14 protein-coding genes and 1 tRNA gene are annotated in these 22405 nt (G+C 63.0%); 7 read left to right on the forward strand and 8 right to left on the reverse strand.

All coding sequences use genetic code 11. The features are described 5' to 3' along the window. Positions 1-25: 25 nt before the first annotated feature. Complete coding sequence (locus M2267_RS02670; RefSeq protein WP_034797032.1) at positions 26-550, reverse strand: Lrp/AsnC family transcriptional regulator; 525 nt, start codon at positions 548-550, stop codon at positions 26-28. Between the two features lie 48 nt (positions 551-598). On the opposite strand from M2267_RS02670, the gene M2267_RS02675 reads away from it, so the two are divergent. Next, positions 599-1786: an MFS transporter gene (locus M2267_RS02675; RefSeq protein WP_429112300.1), complete on the forward strand. Its 1188-nt coding sequence runs from the start codon at positions 599-601 to the stop codon at positions 1784-1786. A gap of 27 nt (positions 1787-1813) precedes the next feature. Here M2267_RS02675 and M2267_RS02680 read toward each other — a convergent pair whose 3' ends face one another. The 5 genes from M2267_RS02680 to M2267_RS02700 all read right to left on the reverse strand — a co-directional run bounded on the left by M2267_RS02680 (position 1814) and on the right by M2267_RS02700 (position 14687). Further along, positions 1814-3121, reverse strand: a complete 1308-nt coding sequence (locus tag M2267_RS02680) for a capsule biosynthesis protein (protein WP_429112302.1) — start codon at positions 3119-3121, stop codon at positions 1814-1816. 28 nt (positions 3122-3149) lie between these two features. Further along, positions 3150-4742 (reverse strand): LTA synthase family protein, encoded by a 1593-nt coding sequence (locus M2267_RS02685; protein WP_429112303.1) that lies wholly within the window; start codon positions 4740-4742, stop codon positions 3150-3152. Positions 4743-4839: 97 nt separating this feature from the next. Then, on the reverse strand, positions 4840-5679 hold the full coding sequence (locus M2267_RS02690; RefSeq protein ID WP_429112305.1) for an SDR family oxidoreductase: 840 nt from the start codon (positions 5677-5679) through the stop codon (positions 4840-4842). Positions 5680-5763: 84 nt separating this feature from the next. Then, on the reverse strand, positions 5764-7179 hold the full coding sequence (locus M2267_RS02695) for an aminotransferase class I/II-fold pyridoxal phosphate-dependent enzyme (protein ID WP_043613128.1): 1416 nt from the start codon (positions 7177-7179) through the stop codon (positions 5764-5766). Further along, on the reverse strand, positions 7176-14687 hold the full coding sequence (locus M2267_RS02700) for a type I polyketide synthase (RefSeq protein ID WP_429112307.1): 7512 nt from the start codon (positions 14685-14687) through the stop codon (positions 7176-7178). Before M2267_RS02700 ends, M2267_RS02695 begins: the two co-directional genes overlap by 4 nt. 408 nt (positions 14688-15095) lie before the next feature. Between M2267_RS02700 and M2267_RS02705 the strand changes: the two genes are divergently transcribed. The 3 genes from M2267_RS02705 (at position 15096) to pncB (ending at position 18412) form a co-directional block, all read left to right on the forward strand. Further along, the gene (locus M2267_RS02705; protein WP_043613126.1) at positions 15096-16283 is read left to right on the forward strand and encodes a polysaccharide biosynthesis/export family protein; all 1188 of its coding nucleotides are present in this window, start codon (positions 15096-15098) and stop codon (positions 16281-16283) included. A gap of 179 nt (positions 16284-16462) precedes the next feature. Further along, positions 16463-17062: a bifunctional nicotinamidase/pyrazinamidase gene (pncA, locus tag M2267_RS02710; RefSeq protein WP_429112309.1), complete on the forward strand. Its 600-nt coding sequence runs from the start codon at positions 16463-16465 to the stop codon at positions 17060-17062. Between the two features lie 45 nt (positions 17063-17107). Further along, on the forward strand, positions 17108-18412 hold the full coding sequence (gene pncB, locus M2267_RS02715) for a nicotinate phosphoribosyltransferase (protein WP_043613125.1): 1305 nt from the start codon (positions 17108-17110) through the stop codon (positions 18410-18412). A 343-nt stretch (positions 18413-18755) separates the two neighbouring features. On the opposite strand, the gene M2267_RS02720 is transcribed toward pncB, so the two are convergent. Then, the gene (locus tag M2267_RS02720; protein WP_429112311.1) at positions 18756-19472 is read right to left on the reverse strand and encodes a DNA helicase; all 717 of its coding nucleotides are present in this window, start codon (positions 19470-19472) and stop codon (positions 18756-18758) included. Between the two features lie 325 nt (positions 19473-19797). Continuing rightward, positions 19798-19872 (reverse strand) — tRNA-Thr (locus M2267_RS02725). Positions 19873-20023: 151 nt separating this feature from the next. Between M2267_RS02725 and M2267_RS02730 the strand changes: the two genes are divergently transcribed. From M2267_RS02730 to M2267_RS02740, 3 genes are all read left to right on the forward strand, one after another. After that, the gene (locus M2267_RS02730) at positions 20024-20275 is read left to right on the forward strand and encodes a hypothetical protein (RefSeq protein WP_210335871.1); all 252 of its coding nucleotides are present in this window, start codon (positions 20024-20026) and stop codon (positions 20273-20275) included. Positions 20276-20537: 262 nt separating this feature from the next. Further along, the gene (murA, locus tag M2267_RS02735) at positions 20538-21830 is read left to right on the forward strand and encodes a UDP-N-acetylglucosamine 1-carboxyvinyltransferase (RefSeq protein WP_043613121.1); all 1293 of its coding nucleotides are present in this window, start codon (positions 20538-20540) and stop codon (positions 21828-21830) included. A gap of 106 nt (positions 21831-21936) precedes the next feature. Next, positions 21937-22377: a DUF2948 family protein gene (locus tag M2267_RS02740; RefSeq protein WP_043613197.1), complete on the forward strand. Its 441-nt coding sequence runs from the start codon at positions 21937-21939 to the stop codon at positions 22375-22377. Positions 22378-22405 lie beyond the last annotated feature (28 nt).

The following is a 22405-nucleotide window of genomic DNA, read 5'->3' on the forward strand; positions in this document are numbered from 1 at the left end:
CGGATCTCCGTCTGACGAAAGCAGCCTAACCTTTCACCACGGCGGGCCAATCGCTCGTCGTGCCTGGCTGCACCGGCCGTTCCAGATAGGTCGAAAGCACCACATAGCTGCGCGTCGCCTTGACGCCGGGTGTGTCGTAGAGCCGCGCCAGCAGCCCTTCGAGCGCATGCGTGCTTTCGGTGCGCACCTTGAGCAGCATGCAGGTGTCGCCGGCGACCGAGTGGATCTCCTCCACCTCAGGGCATTCCTCGATCGCCAGCAGTGCCTGCGTCTTGCCCCAGCCGGTCGTATCGACATGGACGAAGGCAAGCAGCGTCTTTCCGACCGCGTCCGGATCGATGAGGGCCGACACGCGGCGGATCGCGCCCGAACGCCGGAGCCGTTTCACCCGCTCATGCGCCGCCGGCGGCGAAAGTCCGACGCGTTCGCCAAGCTCGGCATAACTCGTGGTCGCGTCCTCGACGAGGACGCCTAATAGTTTTCGGTCCATGGCGTCGAGGTCGCGCTCCGGCGGACGCTTCCGCCGAACGTCATCTGTATTTTGGTCCATACCGACAATTCCTCTTGTTGCTGAATTTCATTCTGCAAAAATGAAGGAATGACGAACACCAATCAACAAGTTTCGCCAGATCCAATCGACAGGGTCTCGATCGACAGGGCGCGCATCCCGCCCTTCGCCTATGTCCTGACCGTGTGCGTCGGCGTCATCGGCTCGAACTCTCTGGCGCTGGGTCCGATCGCGCCGGAGGTGGCGCGGAGCCTCGGCGCGGATGTTCCCTCCGTGATGGTCGCTTCGGCCGCGTTCGGACTGGGTACGGCCGTCAGCGCCATCTTCCTTGGCCGCTTCATCGATCGGTACGGCCCTCATCGCATTCTGGCTGCCGCGCTGCTGCTTCTGGCCGGCGGGCTTGCCGGCAGTGCGCTTGCGCCCGTGCTGGCCTTCCTGGTCGCCGCCCAGCTTGTTGTCGGCGTCGCCACCGGCATTGCGCTTCCCTCGATCTATACGCTGGCCTCGGTCATCGCGCCGGCCGGACGGGAGAGCGAGACGATCGGCCTGGTATTGACCGGCTGGACGCTCAGCATGGTGGCCGGTGTGCCGCTATCGGCAGCGATCGCCGACTTCGGGGGATGGCGCGCCGTCTACTTCGTCGTTGCCGCGGCGACGCTGGTTGCCTGCGCTGCCGTCAGGCTCGCGCCGGTACGGGAAGGTCTGGCCGGCAAGACGACGTCGCCGCTTGCTGCGCTTGGCGTGCGTGGCGCCGGGCCGCTGCTGATCGCCTGTGCCGCCTTCATGGCCGCCTTCTACGGCGTTTATGCCTATATCGGCGAACACCTGCATGCGGCGCTCGGATTGCCGCTGAGCGCCAATGGCCTCGTGGCCGTTTCCTACGGCTTCGGCTTCGGCGCGGCAGCACTGCTCGACCGGCTGATCGACCGTTTCGGCGCCGGCAACTTGCTACCCTTGATCTTCCTGGTCGTCGCCGGCGTCTATGCGGCGATGGCGGCCGCAAGCGGCTCCTACACGGCCATGCTGGTCGTCGTGTTCTTCTGGGGCCTTGCCAACCATTTCGGTCTCAACGTGCTGATCATGCGACTGACGGGGCTCGACCCCACAAGGCGGGGCGCGATCATGGGACTGAACAGCGGCGTCACCTATCTGTCGCTCTTTGTGGGAACGCTTGGTTTCGGTGTGGTCTATGGCGGGGCTGGCTTTTCCGTGCTGCCCTTGGCCGCAGCCGGCCTTATGCTGGTCGCAGCAATCGCAGCGGCACTCGCGCCACGCTAGATCACCGCCGATAGGTAGGCGATTACTCTAGCGGCAAGCGGAAGGCGCGCGTTTCGCAGGCTTCTGTCTCGGCGCGGGGTCAACAAAGGCCCCAGGCTCGTTGAGGCTGTCTTCGTGCAGCCGCTGGGCAATCGCTTCCGCACCGGCATCGGTTCCGGCGCGGGAATAGAGGTTGCCGCGCACCTGGATCGTCGCCGCAAGCAGGCGGAACATGGCGACACTGAGTTCAGGTTCCGGCGCCTGCGGCGCCCGCCAGAAAGCGTCGAGTGGCTGCTGGTCGGTCAGACCGGCAATATCGAACACGGCAGTGCCGAGTACCTTGACCGGCCGCCCTTGCTTCAAGGCGTGCAGGCCGGCGGTCGAATTTACCGTGACCATGCCGGCGCTCGCCTCGCCAAGCGTATCGAGGTTGCCGCCGTCGAGATAGAAGACCCGTCCGCTCAAGCCACGCGTTGCCGCTTGCTGCTCGATGAAGCTGCGCCACGGGATCAGGTCGTTGTCGAGCGGATGCACCTTGAAGACCAGGCGTGCATTCGGCGCGGCAAAGGCGCTGAAGGAGGTCAGGACGTCAGCGATCGCATCCTTCTGGCTGTGAAAGGGCGAATGCGCCCTGAGCTGAAAGTCGGTTTCGAGCTGAAGCGGATAGACGAAGTAGGGGACGTCCTCCGAAAGCAACTTCGCAACGGTCGCCACCGCTTCGGCGTTGCGCCGCTTCTCGGAGAGCAGCCGCCGTATCCAGCCGGCATATTCGGCGAGCGGATGAAATATCGCGTGACGGCGATAGTGCGGAAACAGGAACCAGAAGAAGACGTTCGGCAGATTGTAGAGCAGGTCGTAGCTCGCATCGGCGAGGAACGTCTGGCTGTAGCGCTTGCGCCAGTCCGGTTCCGGCAGATCTGCGGCGGCCGAAAGGATCTGCCCGGCATCGACGGGAAAATGGGAGTTCGACGACATGCCGTTGCGCTCGAGCGTCAGCCAGTCCGGCCGCAGATAGCCCATTTCGATAATGGCGACATTGACGCCGGTTCTGCGGGCGACGGCGGTCGCTGCCTGGTGATAGGGCCGCTCTTCGCCCAACAGCAGCATGTCGGTGACGCCGTGGGTGGCGATGAATGCCTCGAGATAGCCGGGCCAGGCTGCCGCCGTGCCGCGATAGTTGAAGCCGCCCTTGCGCCGCCAGAAGATCTGGTCGCCGACGTTGAGGTTGATCCTCAGGCAGCGGTGGCCAAGGGCTTCGAGCCGGTCGGCGATCTTGCGGAAGATCGGCGAGGAGGGGCCCTGCAGGAACAGGAAGACCCGCTGCCTTTGCCGGCCGGCCACACCGGCCGATGTCATCGAAGCGTTCTCCATCCGCCGATCGCCGCTAACGCAGCGTATCCTTTCTGAGATTCGCGTGGTTGAGAAGCGCCTCGATCAGGTTCCAGGCTTCGACGTTGCTCGGCTCGGCCGGCTTGTGCGACGACCGCTTCGCCTTGGCGAGTGGCACGATCAGATAGTCCGTGCGCGGATCCGGGAAGGGATCGGCGAAGGATTTGAGCAGCGGCGCATGGTCGCCGTAAAAGACGAGCCAGACCGGACGGTCGAGCTTGTCGAGGCGCTCGCTCAACGTGTTGAGCGCTGCGTCGGACTGTTCGAGGATGGCCAGATAGATGTCGACGGGATTGGTGAGATCACCGACGCGGCCCGGCTCCCACGGGCCGTGATTGGCCATGGAGGCGACGAAGATGAAGCCGCTTTCGTCTTCGGGCAGCTTCTCGCTGGCGTCGATCACCTTCGCCGCGAGCTTCTCGTCGGAGACATAGGGCCCGTCGCGCTCGGGGCGATGGTCGAAGCCGTCGAGCATCGTCAGCTTGGAGAAGCCGAGCTGCGGCATCGCCTTGTGCCGCAGGAAGAACGTGCGGTCATAGGGATGGATGAAGTGGGTGTTCCAGCCGGCGCGCTTCATCTTTCCGGGCCAGACGACATCGGCATAGTGCGACGCGCGCAGATAGGGATAGCTGGCGTCGACATGGATGTCGTCGGGCACGAGGCCGCTGATGACGGCGAATTCGGTGCGTAGCGTATACCCACCTTCGAACACGCTGCTGAGCCGGCCCCACTGCACTGCCTCGCGCCGCAGCCGGTCCAGCGTCGGCAGGTTCAGCGTGTCGACGCCGAAGTGCCGCATGTCGATGAAGGATTCCGATTGCCAGACGACGATCAGCGGCGAGCCGTCGTCGCCGATGAGGTCCTGCACGGCGGCCCGCACGATTTCCGAGAGTTCCGCGACGATCTTTTCGCGCCGGACACCAAGCCAGATGATGAAGCGGAAGACGACCGAGCCGAAGGTGCCGAAGCGCACGGTATTCATCTTGACGTCGAGGACCTTGAGCAGCCGCTGCACCAGGGCCGCCGTCGGCCGGTTCACCGGGCCGTAGAAGAGCAGGAGCCAGGGACCATAGGCGACGCCGAGCATCACCAGGATCCAGAAGGCCTTGCCCCGATCCGGCAGAATGGCCGGCTCGAAATACATGTAGAGGCCGGAAACGCCGAAGACGTAGAGGAAGGCGACGGTCCAGAAGACGACGTTCAGCGAGCTCGCGTAGAAGATGGTCTTGTACTTGAACACGTCGACGACGAGCGCGATGTCCGAGAAGATCAGCGGCTCGCGAATGAACTTGAACTTGGCGCGGGAAATGCCGGTGAAGATGATGAAGAAGCTCATCGTGCCGGCCGCCGCATAGAGCGGACGCCAGGATCCCGCAAAGAAGCCGGCAAAGACCAGCGCGATCACCGGCAGGCGGGCAAGCACATCGATCACGTCCTGGGTGCGTCCGAAGGGCGAGGGATTGGCGCGCCGCTCGCGCTTCGGCAAGGCGAAGCGGTCGGTGAAGAAGATCACCGCACAGGACAGCAGATAACAACTAAGCGTCAGTGTTATCGGGTAGTCGTGCAGCTGAAAGGGAAGCAACGCCAAGCGGAAACCTTCATGTCTTCATGCTGGCCGATGCCGCTTTATGCGGCACAGCGTCCGCCCGACACTTAGATCTTATCGATGCTAGGTACAAGCACCGTCAGGTCCGGTGCTCGGACACTCCACGATTATGCGTCGCCGTGTTGCCGCACCGCACAATCGCCCGGTCGAACCACCAGTTGAGCAAGGGACGAACGGCGGGAGCGAAGCGGCCAAGGAGAAACAATGTCGTGCCGAAATAGACTTCGAACCGGCCGCGGTCGGTCCCCTTGGCGATCCGCCTGGCCACCGCTTCAACTGGCCAGGGCCTGACCGTGCCCATGATCGTGGCGGCTTCCGGCGGTCGGGCCGCGAGCTCGCGCTGAAACTGCGGCGTTTCCGTATCCGGCGGAAAGCAGACGGAGACGCTGACGCCGTGCGGACGAGCTTCCGAACGCAGAGCCTGGGCAAAGCCGTGCACGGCGAACTTGGAGGCGCAGTAGGCCGAATAGCCGTAGATGCCGAGCAGCCCCGCGCCGGACGAGATCATCATGATCCGGCCGCGCCGGCGCCGCTTCATGCTGTCGTAGACAGCGCGGACCGCATGCACCGTGCCGGAGAAATTGGTGTCCATCTGCTGCCGGAACGAGGCGCTGTCGAGTTCCTCGAACCGGCCGGGTTCGACGATGCCGGCGGATGCGACCAGGATGTCGCAGGGGCCGAAAGCCTGTTCGCACCGCCGGATCGCCGCTTCGACATCGCTTTCCACCGCGACGTCGGCGGCCTCGATCCGGATACTGTCGGCGTTCGCCCCGCTGGACGCGACAAGTTTCGCTTGGGCGTCTTCCAGGAGGCCACGGGAGCGGGCGATCAACGAGAGGCGCGCCCCGCGCGCCGCGTAGATCGATGCGACCGCAAATCCGATACCGCTCGAGCCACCGGTAATGATCACATGCGTCATGCTGGTATTCCGCTCCAGAGTTCGGAAGAGTGCGAAGCGGCTCTGCTTCGGCAACCACATGACCCGGCAGCACACGCGGTCAGGTCAGCGCGCCGAGAGCGCTTTCATCATCTGGTCGATGTCGATGCCGCCGAGGCCGAAGTTGCGTGCGGTAAGGTCGGCCAGACGCTCGGCCGTCAGCGTTACCGTGCGGCGGATCTGCTCTTCCGTGTGGTCGCTGGTGATGAAGAAGCGCAGCCGCGCCAGCCCTTCCGGAACTGCCGGGTGGATGATCGGCAGCGCATTGACGCCTTCGGCAAGCAGGTCGTTCGACAGCTGGACTGCACGCAAGGAATCGCCAACCAGAACCGGAACGACGGAAAATCCACTCGAGAGGCCCGTGTCCAGGCCCGCTTCCTTGGCAAGCTTGAGGAAGAGGGCGCCGTTGCGGCGCAGCGCCGCCGTGCGTGTCGGCTCGCGTTCCAGAACTTCCAGGCTCGCGGTAGCCGCAGCCGCCAGCACCGGCGCAAGGCCGACGCTGTAGACGAAGCCGCCGGCCGAGGCCTTCAGCACTTCGACCAACGCTTCGCTGCCGGCGATATAGCCGCCGCAGCTCGACGTGGTTTTCGACAGCGTCCCCATCCAGATATCGATCTCGCGCGGATCGACGCCGAAATGTTCTGCAAGCCCGCGGCCGGTCTTGCCGAGAACGCCGAGCGAATGCGCTTCGTCGACCATTAGCCAGAAGCCGTATTCGGCCCGGAGTTTCAAAAGGGCCGGCAGGTCGGCGACATCGCCGTCCATCGAGTAGATGCCCTCGACGATGACCATGATGCGGCGATAGTCGCCGGCAACGGTGCGCAGCACGTGTTCGAGGTCGGCGACGTCATTGTGCTTGAACAGGCGTCGTGTCGCGCCCGAGAGCTTGACGCCGGCAAGGGCGCTGTTGTGGATGAACTCGTCGTGGACGACGAGGTCCTTCGGCCCCATCAGGCAGCTGATCGCCGCGACATTGGTGAGATAACCGCTGACAAAGCAGACCGCAGCATCGACGCCATAGAAGCTGGCGATCTTTTCTTCGAGCGCCACATGCACTGGGCGCTCGCCCGCGACGAGGCGGCTCGCCGACGCGGAGATGCCGAAGGTGCCGATGGTGTCGCGTGCCCGCGCAAGCACCTCCGCATGGCGGTTGAGGCCAAGGTAGTCATAGGAGGCGAAGTTGATCAGCTTCCGGCCGTCGATGACGGTGGTCGCGCCCGCCGCCGTCTGGTGCGCACGATAGAACGGATTGGCGATGCCGAGCTGCTCGCTTGCGAACTTCTGCGTCATCACCTGCTTGTATTCCGGCAAGTCTTCGAAACGGGCCTGCTGCCGGCGTGCCGGCGGCGGCATCTCCCGCTCCGAACGCGCCATGCGGTTGCGCTCGGAGGATTGATGCGTGTTTCTCATCCGGTCCAGCAGGTTCTCTTTGAGGCTGCTGGTCATCTTGGATGCGCCTGGACCGTTTCCGTTCGTGCTCATTGGCCTTGTGCTTTTTCCTTCGCCGTTCCGACGTGCCGTTGCGCAAGTTCGCTGACGATCTTGTCGTCGGCGGGTTCGGCATCGTCGCTCTGGTCGCGCTTGCTCACCTTTTCATAGAGCTTGCGCGCGACATCGCCAACCGTCGTGTTGTCGGCGACGCCGCTGAGCGGCATGTCGAAGCCGGTGTTCTGCTGGAAGCTCATGCCGAGTTCGACGGCCATGAGGCTGTCGAGGCCGATTTCCTTCAGAACCTTGCTGCGGGTGACCGTATCCTTCGATACGCGCAGGATTGCGGCGATCTCGCCGGCGACGAGATCGAAGAGAATGTCCTCGGCTTCCTGCGGCGACTTGCCCTCGATCATCGCGACGAGGTCCATCTTGGTGCCTTCGCCGCCCGTCGCATGCTGGTCGGCACTGCGCAGGATGACTTCGAAGAGGGCGTTGCGGGCGACAGGCAGATTGCGTGCCGCCGACCAGTCGATCTCCGAGATCATCACGGTCGCCGCATCGACGGTGCCTGGATCGAAGGCCAGGTGGCTTTCGACCATGTCGAGCGCCGTCTGCGCCTTCAGCGCCGTCTTGCCGATACGCTTGGCGAGGATGTCGTTCACGTCCGTGTTCTGGACCAGGTAGCCCCTGTCTGCGATCGCGCCGAAGCCGACGGCGAGACCCGCAAGGCCGCGGGCGCGACGGGCGCGGGCGAGACCTTCGAGATAGCCGTTGGCCGCGACGTAATTCGCCTGTCCGGGGTTGCCGACGAGGGTCGTCGCCGACGAGAACAGGATGAAGTTGTCGATCTTGTCGCCGCTGGTCAGTTGATCGAGAACCGCGGCACCCTTGGCCTTGGTATCAATGACCGGCCGGTTGCGCTCGCGGTTGAGGTTGCTGATCAGCGCGTCGTCGAGCACCATGGCAGCATGGACGATCGAGCGCAGCGGCGCCACAGCGCGCAGCGTCTTGAGCAGGCGCTCCGTCGCTGCCGGATCGGTGACGTCGCAGGCATGAACCGTGGCGGCAACGCCGGCCTTCGTCCAGAGCTCGATCATCGCCGTCGTCTCGGCATCCGCCTGGCCACGGCGCGAGCAGAGCGCGACCTTCGTCGCACCTTTTTCGACGAGCCAGTTGGCGGCAGCGAGGCCGAAGCCGCCGATGCCACCGACGACGAGATGCATGCCGTTCGGATCGACCTTCATGCCGCCATGCGGACGCTTGGCGACACGATGCGTGCCGGCGACCGGAGGAAGCACGACGATCTTGCCGATATGCCCGGCATTCTGCATCAGCCGGAAGGCGTTGCCGATCTCGTCGAAGTCGAAGGCGCGATAGGGAAGCGGGGTCAGCTTGCCGTCTTCGAACAGCGCACCGATCTCGGTGAAGATCCGCTTGGTCAGCTTCGGCTGATTGACCAGCAACTGGTCGGCGTCGATGCCGAAATAGCTGACATTGCGGCGGAACGGCCGAAGGCCGATCTTGCTGTCGGCGTAATAGTCGCGCTTGCCAAGCTCAAGGAAGCGGCCGAACGGCTTCACCAGCGCCAGACTCTGCTCCATGGCCTCGGCGAACAGCGAGTTGAGCACGAGATCGACGCCTTCGCCGTCCGTTACGGCGCGAATGTCGTTGACGAAGTCGAGCGAACGGGAATCGAAGACGTGATCGGCGCCCAGCATCGACAGGAAGCGACGCTTCTCGCGCGATCCTGCCGTGGCGATGACCTTGGCACCCTTCAGCTTTGCGACCTGCAGAGCGGCAAGACCGACGCCGCCGGCGGCGCCATGGATGAGGATCGTCTCGTCAGGCTGGATCCGTCCAAGCTCGACCATCGCGTAATAGGCGGTCAGGAACGCGACCGGGACCGTCGCTGCGGCGACCGGGCTGACCGATTGCGGCAACCTGGCGACGCCGGCGCGCGAAACGACCGCGTGGGTCGAGAAGGCGGAGGACGCAATCGCCATGACGGCATCGCCGACGGCGAGGTCATCGACGCCGGCGCCGACCGCGACCACATGGCCGGAAAGCTCCATGCCGATCGTCGCGCCTGCGAAGCCGTCTTCGAGCGCTTCTTCCGGCAGAAGGCCCATCGCCCACATCACGTCGCGGAAGTTGAGGCCGGTGGCCGCGACCGCGACGACGACGTCACCTGGGCCTGCCGAGGGAATGTCGCTTTCTTCCCAGACGATGCTGCCGACCTGGGAGCTGACGCGCTGGCGGATGGTTGCAGCCTTGAAAGCAGCTGTTGCTGCGTGCGCATTGTCAACCGGCCCAGGCACGGCGCGGATCTCCGAAAGCGCAGCGCCAGCGTCACCTTCGAGCAGCCATTCGCGGTTTGCTCCCGCGGCGCCAAGCAGCGGCAATGCCGCAGCCATCTGGGCAGCCGTCGCCGGCGAACCGTCGATGTCGAGCGAGTGGACGTCGAGGAACTCGTATTCGTTCTGAAGCACGCGGGCGAAGGCCCAGAGGCCGGCATTGACGCCGTCGCTTGCGACCGCTGCGCCGACCGTCCGGCTGGCGATCGGTGCGCCGCCAGGCGCAACAAGCACCAGACGGGGCCGCTTGTCGTCCGCCGGCTCTGCACCGCCGATATACTGGCGCAACGCTTCGGCAAACGTGCCGAGCGCGAGGATCTGCGTTTGCAGAGAGGCGGAATCGTCGGTGCGCGACGCGGCCGTCGGCAAGGCGAGGAAGACTGCCCGAAGCGGTTCGGCCGCCAGCGCCTCGAAGGCTGGCAGGAGCGCGGCCTTGTCCGCAGTCGCATCGCCGGTCAGGCTGACGCGAACGGCTGGCTCAGACGGTCCGCGCTGTTCGTGCCCAGCGATCTCCAGCAACAGGTAGGGGCTGGACGCCGGTACCGCCACGTCTGCGGCAGCAGCAGCTGTGCCACGCGCTTCGAGCAGGATGACGTTGCCGCTTGCACATTCGCGGTCGGCAATGTCGATGTCGCGCAGGTCAAGATCGTCGAGGCATTTCTGCCAGTGCGGCCCAGCCGCGAGGTTGCCGATCGGAAACTCCGCCGTCTGGCTGCGAGCGAACCAACCCTCGGACAGGCCAAGCGCGAAGTCGTTGAACAACGACGGCGCGCTGACCGCGGCGATGATGCCACCGGTAGGACGCAGTGCGGTACGCAACGCCGTGCGAACCGTCACATCGTCTTCGATCAGGCCGTAGAACCCATCGGAGGCGCTGACGGCAAGATCGAAGGCCGCAAGCGTCGCGAGTTCGCCTTTCTTGAGGATGTGGACATGGGCGTCGTTTTCGAAGGAGAGTTCAAGGCCGCGCTGGGCGTTGTCGCGCGCTTCGAACACGGTGAGGCTGGCACCATGCTTTTCGGCAAGCGTCGCCAGGCGTCGGGTGAAGCCGGCGGATACGCTGCCGAGCTCGACGATGCGCAGACGCGCTCCGGCGGGCTGTGTCGAGAGCGCTGTTTCGAGCGCTTCCAGCACGAAGGCCATGCGCTGACGGCTTGCCTCCGAGTGAACCGCCTGATGGTCGATGGTGGCGTCGCTGATGAAGTTCGAGCCCGAGGCCGCTTCGTCACCCGCGTGCAAGGCGTCGATGCGGGCAAGCGCTTCCGCGTAGGCATTGTTGATCAGCACGGCTTCGACGGCGCGGTCAGGCCGTTCGCCGTAGAGTTCGCTCAGAATTTCAGACACGCTCGGCAGGTTGAACTCCTGCGCGACGGTCCAGACACCATCCTTGTGCTCACAAAGCCCGGCATCTTCGAGCACGTAGAGGCAGCTCGTCAGGAAACACTGGAACGCGAAATCGCCGGGCAGGCTGCCGCCCTGGATCGTTGAACGACCCTTGCCGAGCTTGAGGGCGATCTCCTGGCAGGCGCGATAGATCGCGGCATTGAAGAGCAGCGTCGCGTTGTCGATGCCAGCCTCGCCAGCGACTGGCATGGCGATCGAGACCGGTGCCAGGCTGTTGCGCAGAAGGCCCGGCAGGACGGCTTCCGACTGTACTGCCTCGTAGTGGAAGGACAGCGCGTCGAGCGTCTTGTGCTTGCGCAGATAGGTGCGGCGGAAACGGCAATCCTCGAAATGCGCGATCGGTTCGCCCGACTGGCCGAAGAAGTGGAACTTCGCCTTGATCGAGTTGGCGCTGACACGTTCGATTTCGATCATCGCGCGTGCGATCGGCAGGCCGCCATTGACGACACGCACGGAACCGAAACGGACCGGGATATAGGGTGCGCCGCTCTTGTCGCCGGTGAAGCGGTCGAAGAGCGCCACCAGGCCGTGGAAGGTCGCATCGACCGAGATCGGGTTCAGAGCATAGCTGACCAGCGGGTGTCCGGTGGCGTCTGCCGTCTTCAATTCTACATCGACCAGGCGGTCGCCATAGGCAACCGCTTTCGCGAGCAGCTGGAAGCGGGGACCGTAGTCGAGGCCGAACTGCCGTGCCGTTTCATAGGCGCGGCCCGGTGCCACCGTTGCCGTCTTGGCGAGGCCCGCAAGCGACGGATAGGCGCGATCCCCGGCCGGCAGCGGCTTGCGGCAGCGGGCAACCGCATGCACGGCCCAGTCGTCTTCCGACAGCCGTTCGCGCGAACGGATCTCGAGGTCGCCAGTCTCTGGCGAGAGGACGGTCGACAGCTCCATGATTTTCGTGTCGCTGAGTTCCAGCGGTCGGACGATTTCGAGATTGGTGATCTCGACTTCGTCGCTGCCATAGAACTGCTGTGCCGCTGCAACGGCGATCTCGATGAAGCCGCTGCCCGGCAAGATCGCCTTGCCGTCCACCACGTGTTCGGCAAGGTCCGGGAAGAGATGGGCGTCGATATGGTTCTTCCAGCTGCCGCTGTTCGGATCGCTGCGCCAGCCGGTCAGGCGGTAAGGTCTGGCAATCCGGCCGAAGAGGTCGGTGGCATCGGTCGTCGCCGCCGGGCGAAGCTCGACGGGCTCGAACGGCAGGCTTGGCAGGGCGATCGATGCATTGCGCTTGCCGAAGACCCGGGTCGTGTCGACCACGGCGCCATGCGCAACGGCACGCGCCATCGCGGCCGAAATCGGATCCTGGCCGCTTTCGGCGACGTCCCTGAGCAGCGTCGGCACCACCATGCCGGGGGCGGCTGCCTGCTTGATCGTCTCCTTGACGTAGGACGACAGTATTGGGCGCGGCGAGATTTCGATGAACAGGCGGCAGCCCATTTCGATCGCGGCTTCTGCAGCCGCCTGGAAGCGGACCGGCTCGCGAACGTTCTTCCACCAGTATTCCGGATCGAGCTGCGTGCCCTCGAGTGCTGCACCCGTCACCGTCGAGAGATAGGCGAGTTCGGTGCGGCGCGGCGCGATATCGGGGATATCCGAAAGGAAGGCATCCTTCGCCCGGTCGATGATCGGGTGGTGGAACGGATAGTTGATGTCGAGGATCTGGACCGGGATCTTCGCCTTGCGGGCGGCATCGCGGAAGGCCGAGATCTGGTCGGCCGGGCCCGAGATCGTCACGGAGTTATGGGCGTTGACCGCAGCAACGCAGAGTTCGTCAAGGCCGCGAGCCTCGGCGAAAGCGCGAGCAGCCTCTTCACCGAGCATGACGGCAGCCATCGTGCCATGGCCGGCAAGCAGGTCCTGGTGCAGCGAGCGCTTGGCAACGATCGAAACCGCATCGACGAGCGACAGTGCACCGGCCGCGTAGGCCGCGGCGATTTCACCGACGGAGTGACCGAAAACGGCGACCGGCTTGATGCCCATGGCAACCAGCGAATCCGACAGGGCAGCCTGCACCGCAAAGAGCAGCGGCTGGGCGATCTTCGTGTCGGCAAGCTTCTTGTCGAGATCAGGATCGGTCAGGAGATCGGTAAGCGCGATATCCGAGTGGAACTTGAACAGCGCGCTGACCGAGGTGAAACACTGGCGGAAATGCAGGTTTTCACGGAAGGCTTCCACACCCATGCCGGCCCATTGCGAGCCGTTGCCGGAGAACACGAACGCGACCTTGGCGTCGCGAGCGACGGCCTCGCCGACCTCGCCGATATCCGAGCCGGGCTTTTCCAGGTGGCTGGCGATCGCACGGACGATATCTTCGGGCTGGTCGCTACGGGCGGCAAACCGATGGCGCATATGGGTGCGGTTGGCACCCGATGCGGCGATCATCGCACGGGCTTCACTCTTGGAAGCATGCGCGAAAGCCATCTTGTAATCCTTGAGAAGGGCTTCCAGGCTCGACTGCGTATGGGCGCTCGCGAGGAACACGTGTCCCGAGGACGACGGATTAACGGCCTTTTCATCGGCCGCCGGTTCCGGGTCGCTGATAACGACGTGCGCATTGGCGCCGCCGAAGCCGAACGAGTTGATGCCGGCGAGGCGCGCGCGCTTTCCACGCAGAAGCTCGATCGGGTTTGCCGTGACGCGAACGTTCAGGCCGTCGAAATCGATATGCTCGTTCGGCGTATCGAAATGCAGCGACGCCGGCAGGTAATTGTTCTCGAGCGCCATCATGGCCTTCAGCATGCCGAAGAGGCCGGAGGCGGGTTCGGTGTGGCCGATGTTCGACTTGATCGAGCCGATCGGCACGGGCGCCCGGCGCTTGGCGCCGATGACCGTTCCTATCGACCAGACTTCCGCCGGGTCGCCGACCTTGGTGCCGGTGCCGTGGCCCTCGACGAACGCCACCTGATTGGCGTCGATGCCGTTGCCTTCGTAGATCGCTCTCAGCAGATTGGCCTGGGCTTCGCGCGACGGCAGCGAAATGCCGTTGGTGCGCCCGGCCGAATTCACGCCGGTCGCGACGATGCGCGCATAGCTGCGGTCTTTTTCGCGGCGTGCGCGATCAGAACGGCGCAGCACGAAGACCACGCCGCCTTCGGCGCGCACGTAGCCGGCGCCGTCATTGTCATAGGCGCGGCAGAGGCCTTCCGGCGACAGCATGCGCGCCTGGGCGAAGCCGACGAAGGGCAGGGGGTGGGCAAGAATGTTGACGCCGCCGACGATCGCCGTGTCGATCTCGCCCGATGTCAGGGCCCGCATCGCCTGGTCGAGTGCGACCAGCGAGGAGGAACAGGCGGTATCGACCGTCATGCTCGGGCCGCTGAGGCCGAAGATATGCGAGATGCGGTTCGACACGATCGACAGCGTGTTGCCGGTCATGAAATAGGGGCCGGCTGCGGCCGGATCCTCGACCGTCAGGTTGGCGTGGTCGAGGCTCGATGCGCCGATATAGACACCGACGTTTTCGCCGTGCAGCGACGTCGACGAGATGTTGGCGTCTTCAAGCGCCCGCCAGGCAAGCTGCAGGAGCACGCGCTGCTGCGGGTCCATATACATGGCCTCGCGCTGCGACATGCCGAAGACGGCCGGGTCGAAATCGTAGAGTTGATCCAGCACGCCGGCCGCGAAGGAATAGGTCTTTCCCTGCGTGCCCATGACGGGATGCCAGAATCGCGCGACGTCCCAGCGATCCGATGGAATGCTGGTGACGGTGCACTTGCCCTGACGTAGAAGTTTGAACAACGCCGAGGGCGATTCTGCTCCAGGGGCGAGGCATGCACGCCCAATAATCTCAACAGCCATGTATGATCGAACGCTCTAAAATGCCGTTAAAGTTGCACCTGCGATTGCGCGGCGGAGGTCGAAATGCAATCGCCAATCGTCATGCTTGTGGGCTATCCCCAGCTATATTCGTTCCGCCTCATTAGTCAGCTTTTAACTTAAAGTCCCTAGCTTTCAACCCCAAAGACTGAAGATATACACGCTGTCAACGCCAGTCCAAGTCGGATTGGGCGACAAACCACGCTCAAGGTATCGAAGGTATGACCAGAAAGACGCGGGCTCAAATAAATTGCCCGTCTTGGTCTTGGGGTGACTTGTTGTGGGACGGCGATTGTGCTTTTCAGAGACCGGCGAAATTCCCTGCCGGGGGATGATGCGGCGCGGAACCATGAGCAAAATCATGGCTGTGCCGAATGTGGAGTGTCGTAGTTGAAACGAGTCAGTGCCCTTCTGCTTTGTTCCGCCCTTGTCGGATGCCAGGCTGTGCCTGGTGAGGGGCCGCTGGCTGGGGCGATCGTCAAGGATGCCGGCCAGTCCGGCGCCGAGATCGGCCGCCAGAATGCAACGGTTTTCGACATCGTCGATGTGGACGGGCGCTCCGCACGTCTCGTTTCCGATTATGTCTCCTCGACGCTCAATCGCCGTTTCGGCGTCGGCGGCGGCGTCGGCCGCGTCGTGATCGGCGTCGGTGACGCCCTCAAGGTTTCGATCTTCGAAGCCGGCAGCGACGGCCTGTTCTCGACGCAGGATTCCAAGCAGACAAGCATCGATCTCGTCGTCCAGCCGGATGGCAAGGCGGCAATACCTTATGTCGGGCCCGTGCGTTTTGCCGGCCTGACGCTGGAGCAGGCGCGCCAGGAAATTCTGGAAGCCTTGAAGCAGAAGGCGGTCGAGCCTGACGTCATCGTCACGAGCATGAGCACCGCGTCGCGCAACGTTACGGTGTCGGGCGCTGTCGGTAAATCGTCCGTGGTGCCGCTCAGCCTCGTCGACGAGACGATCAACGAAGTCATCGCCAAGGCCGGCGGCCCGGTCGCGCAGCCCTATGAAACCTTCGTCACATTGGTGCGCGGCAAGAAGACCGGAACGGTTCTTCTGAAGTCGATCATCGAAAACCCGTCGGAAAATATCCACGTCAAGCCGGGCGACCAGATCTTCGTGACGCGCGATCCGCGCCGCTTCACGATCCTCGGTGCGGTCAAGGCCAACCAGCGCGTCGAATTCGGCGCCAACGACCTGAACCTGCTCGAGGCCATGGGCCTTGCTGGCGGTGGTTCGGACTACACGCTCGACATGAAGGGCTACTTCATCTTCCGTTACGAAGAACCGGATGTGGTCATGAGCCTGCTCGGTCAGCAGCGTTTCAACGAAATGCTGCGCAAGGGCATGAAGACCGACAGCGTCGGTCGCTACCCGATCGTCTACCGCTTCGACATGAGCAAGCCTGACAGCCTGATCGTCGGACAGACCTTCCCGGTCAAGAATCGCGACGTCATCTATGCCTCGCGTCACCCGTCGGTCGATTTCTCGAAGTTCCTCAACTTCGTCGCCCAGCCGGTCGGCATCGCCAATTCCGGCTTCTCGATCGCGGACAACATCAACAGTCTCGGAAACTGATTGTTTTCAATCGCATTTGTTCAAGGGCGCCGGCTATGCCGGCGCCCTTTTTGCTTATCTATCCTCCTGATCCTCGAAGCCTGCGGAACTGGCTTGTCGTCGCTCAAATTCTGTGATTGATCTTGGACTTAAATCGATTTTGGTGATCGATAACCAGTTGATCGGCCAAGAGGTGAATGATGGCGGATAAAGCGTTGATCGTCGTGGATGTGCAGAACGATTTCTGCCCGGGCGGAGCGCTCGGTGTCGCGGGTGGCGACGAGATCGTGCCGATGATCAATGGCCTGATCGATCGCTTCGAGCATGTGGTTCTGACCCAGGACTGGCATCCGGCCGGCCACTCGAGCTTCGCTTCCAGCCATCCTGGTAAAAACCCCTTCGAAATGATCGCCATGCCCTATGGCGCGCAGACGCTCTGGCCGGATCATTGCGTGCAGGGCAGCGCTGGCGCCGAATTCCATCCGGCGCTCGAATGGACCCGCGCCGAGCTTTTGATCCGCAAGGGTTTCCGCCCTCAGATCGACAGCTATTCCGCCTTCTTCGAGAACGACCGCCGGACGCCGACCGGTCTTTCTGGCTATCTCAGGGACCGCGGCATCAAAAAGGTGACGCTCTGCGGGCTCGCGACCGATTTCTGCGTTGCTTTCTCCGCGCTCGACGCGGTGACGCAGGGCTTCTCGACCTCGGTCGTTCTCGACGCCTGTCGGGGCATCGACCTCAATGGCTCTCTTCATGCCATGATCACGCGCATGCGTGACGCCGGCGTTGAGCTGAATTAGCCGGGATGATCTAGCCTCGCCCAAGAGGAAGGAGCAATTTCACCGATGACGAAGACCGATATCGCCAGGCGCGTCTACAATCACGCCTGGAAGCTCGACCCGATCGTACGCAGCCTGCTGGACACGGATTTCTACAAGCTCCTGATGCTGCAGATGATCTGGCAGCTCTATCCGGATGTCGACGCGACCTTCTCGTTGATCAACCGCACGAAGACGGTGCGGCTTGCCGACGAGATCGACGAGCAGGAACTGCGCGAGCAGCTCGATCACGCACGCGAGCTGCGTTTCTCCAAGAAGGAAATGATCTGGCTTGCCGGTAATACCTTCTATGGCCGCAAGCAGATCTTCTCCCCGGAGTTTCTCGCCTGGCTCGCGAAATTCCGCTTGCCCGACTATGAGCTGAAACGCAGCGACGGCCAGTTCGAGCTGACCTTCCGCGGCCGCTGGGCGGAGACCACCATGTGGGAGATCCCGGCGCTGGCGATCATCAACGAACTGCGATCGCGCTCGGCGATGAAGGGCCTCGGCCCGTTTACCCTCGATGTGCTCTATGCCCGCGCCAAGGCAAAGATGTGGTCCAAGGTCGAGCGCCTCAGGCAGTATCCGAACCTCAGGATTTCCGATTTCGGCACGCGCCGCCGCCACAGCTTCCTTTGGCAGCGCTGGTGCGTCGAGGCGCTGAAGGAAGGAATCGGAAGCTCGTTCTCCGGTACCAGCAACGTGTTGCTCGCCATGGACAACGATCTGGAAGCGCTTGGCACCAACGCACACGAATTGCCGATGGTGGCCGCAGCCCTTGCCCGCAACGACAAGGAACTGGCTGCCGCCCCATACAAGGTGCTGCAGGACTGGAACCAACTCTATGGCGGCAATCTCCTGATCGTCCTGCCCGATGCTTTCGGCACAGCGGCGTTCCTGCGTGACGCGCCGAAGTGGGTGGCGGACTGGACGGGCTTCAGGCCGGACAGTGCGCCGCCGATCGAGGGCGGTGAAAAGATCCTCACCTGGTGGAAGAAGATGGGCCGAGACCCCCGGGAAAAGCTGCTGATCTTCTCCGACGGTCTCGACGTCGACACGATCATCGAGACGTACCGCCACTTCGAGGGGCGCGTGCGCATGAGCTTCGGCTGGGGCACCAACCTCACCAACGATTTCGCCGGTTGCGCGCCGACAGAAATCAGCGGTCTCAGCCCGATTTCGATCGTCTGCAAGGTCAGCGAAGCCGATGGCCGCCCGGCGGTGAAGCTGTCCGACAATCCGCGCAAGGCGACCGGTGACCCGGCCGAGGTCGAGCGCTACCTCAAGTTCTTCGGCTCACAGGATTTCGTGGAGCAGGCGGTCAAGGTCTGACCGCCAAGTAACGCAAGCAAGTAACGCCAAGTACGAAACAGGTGCATCAAAAAAAGAAACCGGCAGAAGCCGGTTTCAAAAGGGGATCAAAGATGTTGCGATTGTCCATCATCGCAATGTCAAATCTGGCAGTGGAATCTTAAGGTCGCGTTAATCTGCCAACCTGCCGTTGCATTTTGCTTCTCTAGAATACGAACATGTAGAGAAGGATGATGACGATGAGCGGCACGCCCATAAGCCAGAGAACGATACCTTTCATTGAGAAGCCTCCGCGTTGCTGCCTTTGAAACTGTAACGCGGCGAAGGCGGATACGTTCCCGATGTCAGCCAGCCAAGCTTCCTATCAATTGATTGATTGGAGCCGAGCCTCCCCTTTACTCAAGAAGCAGGCCTTGTCGAAAAGCCGGAGATCGAGCGGGTTCGGCATACGGATATCGTCCAGGTCCGGAAATCGTCTCGCGGTGGCTTCGAAGGACCGATCGATCTGCGAGATGAAGATGATGATCAGCCCGCGTTGCCGCGCGAATGCCCTCAATTTGCGCACCTGATCGCCAAGCGTGGGGTTTTCACGCCGCTGATCGAGAAGCTGGAGATAATCCACCACCACAAGCGTGCCTGGCGTCGCCGTCGACAGCCTGTCAACGATATGGTCGGCACTGATCGTGTCGGAGCAATCGATCTCGAATAACGACGCAAACTGGTCGTAGTCGGCCTTGATGGCGGTAAAGCGCCCGATCACGTCCGCAACGGTGTATTCCAGCGTGAAGAAGAAGGCTCTGTGGCCGGCCCTCATCGCCTCAACAGCAAGCGCGAGGCCTCGCAGCGTCTTACCCTGGCCGGGACGCGCGCCGAGGAGAACGAGATCGCCGGGGTCGAGTTGCGAATGCTGGATTGGCGTTTCGATACCCGCCGCCGCATGTTTGGCAGCAAGCAGGCTCCAATTGCTGTAACCCTCTTGCACCGCGATGCGATCGAGCGCCTCGTGCAAGGAAATGGCTTCGCCGCGGCATAGGCGTTTCGCCTTGCGTTTCAGATGGTAGATCGGCGCAGTCAGTTTCATCGGTAACCTCCTGATGCGAGCAACCTTCGCAATCCCTCCTTATGCGCAATGCTCGAACAGTCGGTTCGATGATGGATGGCCCCGCATGAAATCTGCTTTCCCGATCGGAGGGGGGAGGCGTGGGCGCGCCCGAATCGAAGTGTAGCGCAGAGGACGTACCAGGTGAATGGCTGTCGGTGGACCGAAAAGGGTAAGGCGTGAGCCACTGAGCCGTCATGGGTGACGCGGGCAAATGTTCGGATGAGGCGGCTTGCAGATGGCAACCGACGGAACATTGCGAAGCGCTTCGCACGCGAATAACCGATTGTATCTCTTGAGAGAAAACTGGTGCTGCTAGAGAGATTTGAACTCTCGGCCTCTCCCTTACCAAGGGAGTGCTCTACCCCTGAGCTATAGCAGCATCTGGCGGCCGGTTCGTGTGTCAGCCGCATCAAGCGAGGGGGCTATTGCCATAGCTGAGCCGGGAGCGCAAGCAGGTTTTCGAAGTTTTTCGTGAAGAGCTGTGAGAAAAGTCGCTGGCGCTTCCGAAGACCCTGGTTTTGCGCTATGGCATGGGCATGCAAACAGACGACGAAGAAAGCGGCAAGGCCGTGTCTACGCCTGACGAGCGGCAGGCGGACGGCAAGGTGCGCCAGAAAAAGATAAAGGATACGACCGAGGCGGACCTGAAAAAGGCGCGTCTTGCCAGGAACTTGCGCGACAACCTCATGCGCCGCAAGCAGCAGATGCGGGCGCGCCGATCCGGCGCTGCTGATGAAGTCAGCGGTCTTCCTGCCGCAAAAACGGACGAATCCCAAGATTAGTACGGGCAGGAAGCGGTATCCGCCGCTTCGTTTTCAATTTGCCGGCGGCATGGCCATCGGCCGTTCGAATGCACAGGTCCGTAAATCGGGACCGATCGCGGGGGAAAGCTGTGCAACGACCTAAATATTACAGCGCCAGGCGTCTGAACGGATGCGCGGCGTTCAAGGTACTTCTAATTTCGCGGCGTCTCCACTAAAGAGGCGCCTTCAGACAACATCGGATTATTTTGGAAAGGCGGGCCAAGCCCGTTCGAGAGGCCTCATGGATCGCATCAGGATTGTAGGCGGCAACAAGCTCAATGGCGTCATCCCGATTTCGGGCGCCAAGAATGCGGCCCTGCCGCTGATGATTGCGTCGCTTCTGACCGACGACACGCTGACGCTCGAAAACGTGCCGCACCTGGCCGACGTCGAGCAGCTGATCCGCATCCTCGGCAATCATGGCGCGGACATCTCCGTCAACGGCCGCCGCGAGCGCCAGGGCGAGAGCTACGCCCGCACCATCCACTTCACCTGCCGCAACATCGTCGATACGACCGCCCCTTACGAGCTGGTCTCGAAGATGCGCGCGAGCTTCTGGGTCATCGGCCCGCTGCTCGCCCGTGAAGGCAAGGCGCGAGTTTCGCTGCCGGGCGGCTGCGCCATCGGCACGCGTCCGGTCGATCTTTTCATCGAGGGCCTCAAGGCGCTTTCCGCCGACATCGAGATCGATGGCGGCTACGTCAACGCGACGGCGCCCGCCGGCGGCCTGATCGGTGCGCGTTACACCTTCCCGAAAGTGTCGGTCGGCGCCACCCACGTTCTGATGATGGCAGCGACCCTTGCCAACGGCACCACGGTGCTCGGCAACGCCGCGCGCGAGCCTGAAGTCGTCGACCTTGCCAACTGCCTCAACGCCATGGGCGCCAAGATCACCGGCCAGGGCACGCCGACGATCACAATTGAAGGCGTACGTTCGCTTTCCGGCGCGCGCCACCGCGTCTTGCCGGATCGCATCGAGACCGGCACCTATGCCATGGCCGTTGCCATGACCGGCGGCGACGTCATCCTCGAAGACACCGACATGGCCCTGCTCGACACGGCTCTCGAAGCGATCCGCCGCGCTGGCGCCGAGATCACCGAGACCAACAGCGGCATCCGCATCGTGCGCAATGGCGCCGGCATCAAGCCGGTGGATATCGTCACCGATCCCTTCCCGGGCTTCCCGACTGACCTGCAGGCGCAGTTCATGGGCCTGATGACGATGGCGAAGGGCACCTCGCACATCACCGAGACGATCTTCGAGAACCGATTCATGCATGTGCAGGAGCTCGCTCGCCTCGGCGCGAAGATCTCGCTCTCGGGCCAGACGGCCAAGATCGAGGGTGTCAGCCGCCTGAAGGGTGCGCCTGTTATGGCGACCGACCTTCGCGCCTCTGTCTCGCTCGTCATCGCCGGCCTTGCCGCCGAAGGCGAAACCATGGTCTCGCGCGTCTACCACCTCGACCGCGGCTTCGAACGGCTCGAAGAGAAGCTCACCCGTTGCGGCGCGCACGTGGAGCGCGTCAGCGACTGATTTCTTCGGTTGCGCCTGATACCGTTGCGGTTTCAGGCGCAACATCCTATGTCCATTTCAATTGTGGCACGTCAAGATGTGCGGCGAAACGAAAGGAATGGATGGCATGACCGGATTGAAGCTGCTGGCGCTCGACGAGGAGGATCTCGCTGTCGTCTCCGCCCACGTCCAGGATGCCGTGTTCAAGGTTTCGGGCCTGGAATACGACGCGCGCCGCAAGCAGTTTTCGCTCATCGTCAACCGCTTCGTCTGGGAAACGGCCGATGGCAAGCGCCGCTCCTTCGAGCGCCGGCGGGCGCTTCTCCTCTTCAAGCGGGTGAATGCGGTCCGCTCCGTCGGCTTCGACCGGCGTGATGGCGAAGCGGTGCTCGATCTGCTGACGCTGAAGTTCACGGTGGAGGGCGAGGGGCCGGAAGGCACGCTGGAGCTGGTTCTGGCTGGTGACGCCTCGATCGCGCTTGACGTCGAATGCATCGAAACGCAGCTTGCGGATACCGGCGGGGCGTGGGAAACCGCTTTCAAGCCCAAGCACCCCGAAGGCGCTTGACGCTGATCGATCCGCCCACATTGGCATG

Source organism: Ensifer sp. KUDG1 (assembly GCF_050434285.1).
In the GTDB taxonomy this organism is placed as follows: domain Bacteria; phylum Pseudomonadota; class Alphaproteobacteria; order Rhizobiales; family Rhizobiaceae; genus Ensifer.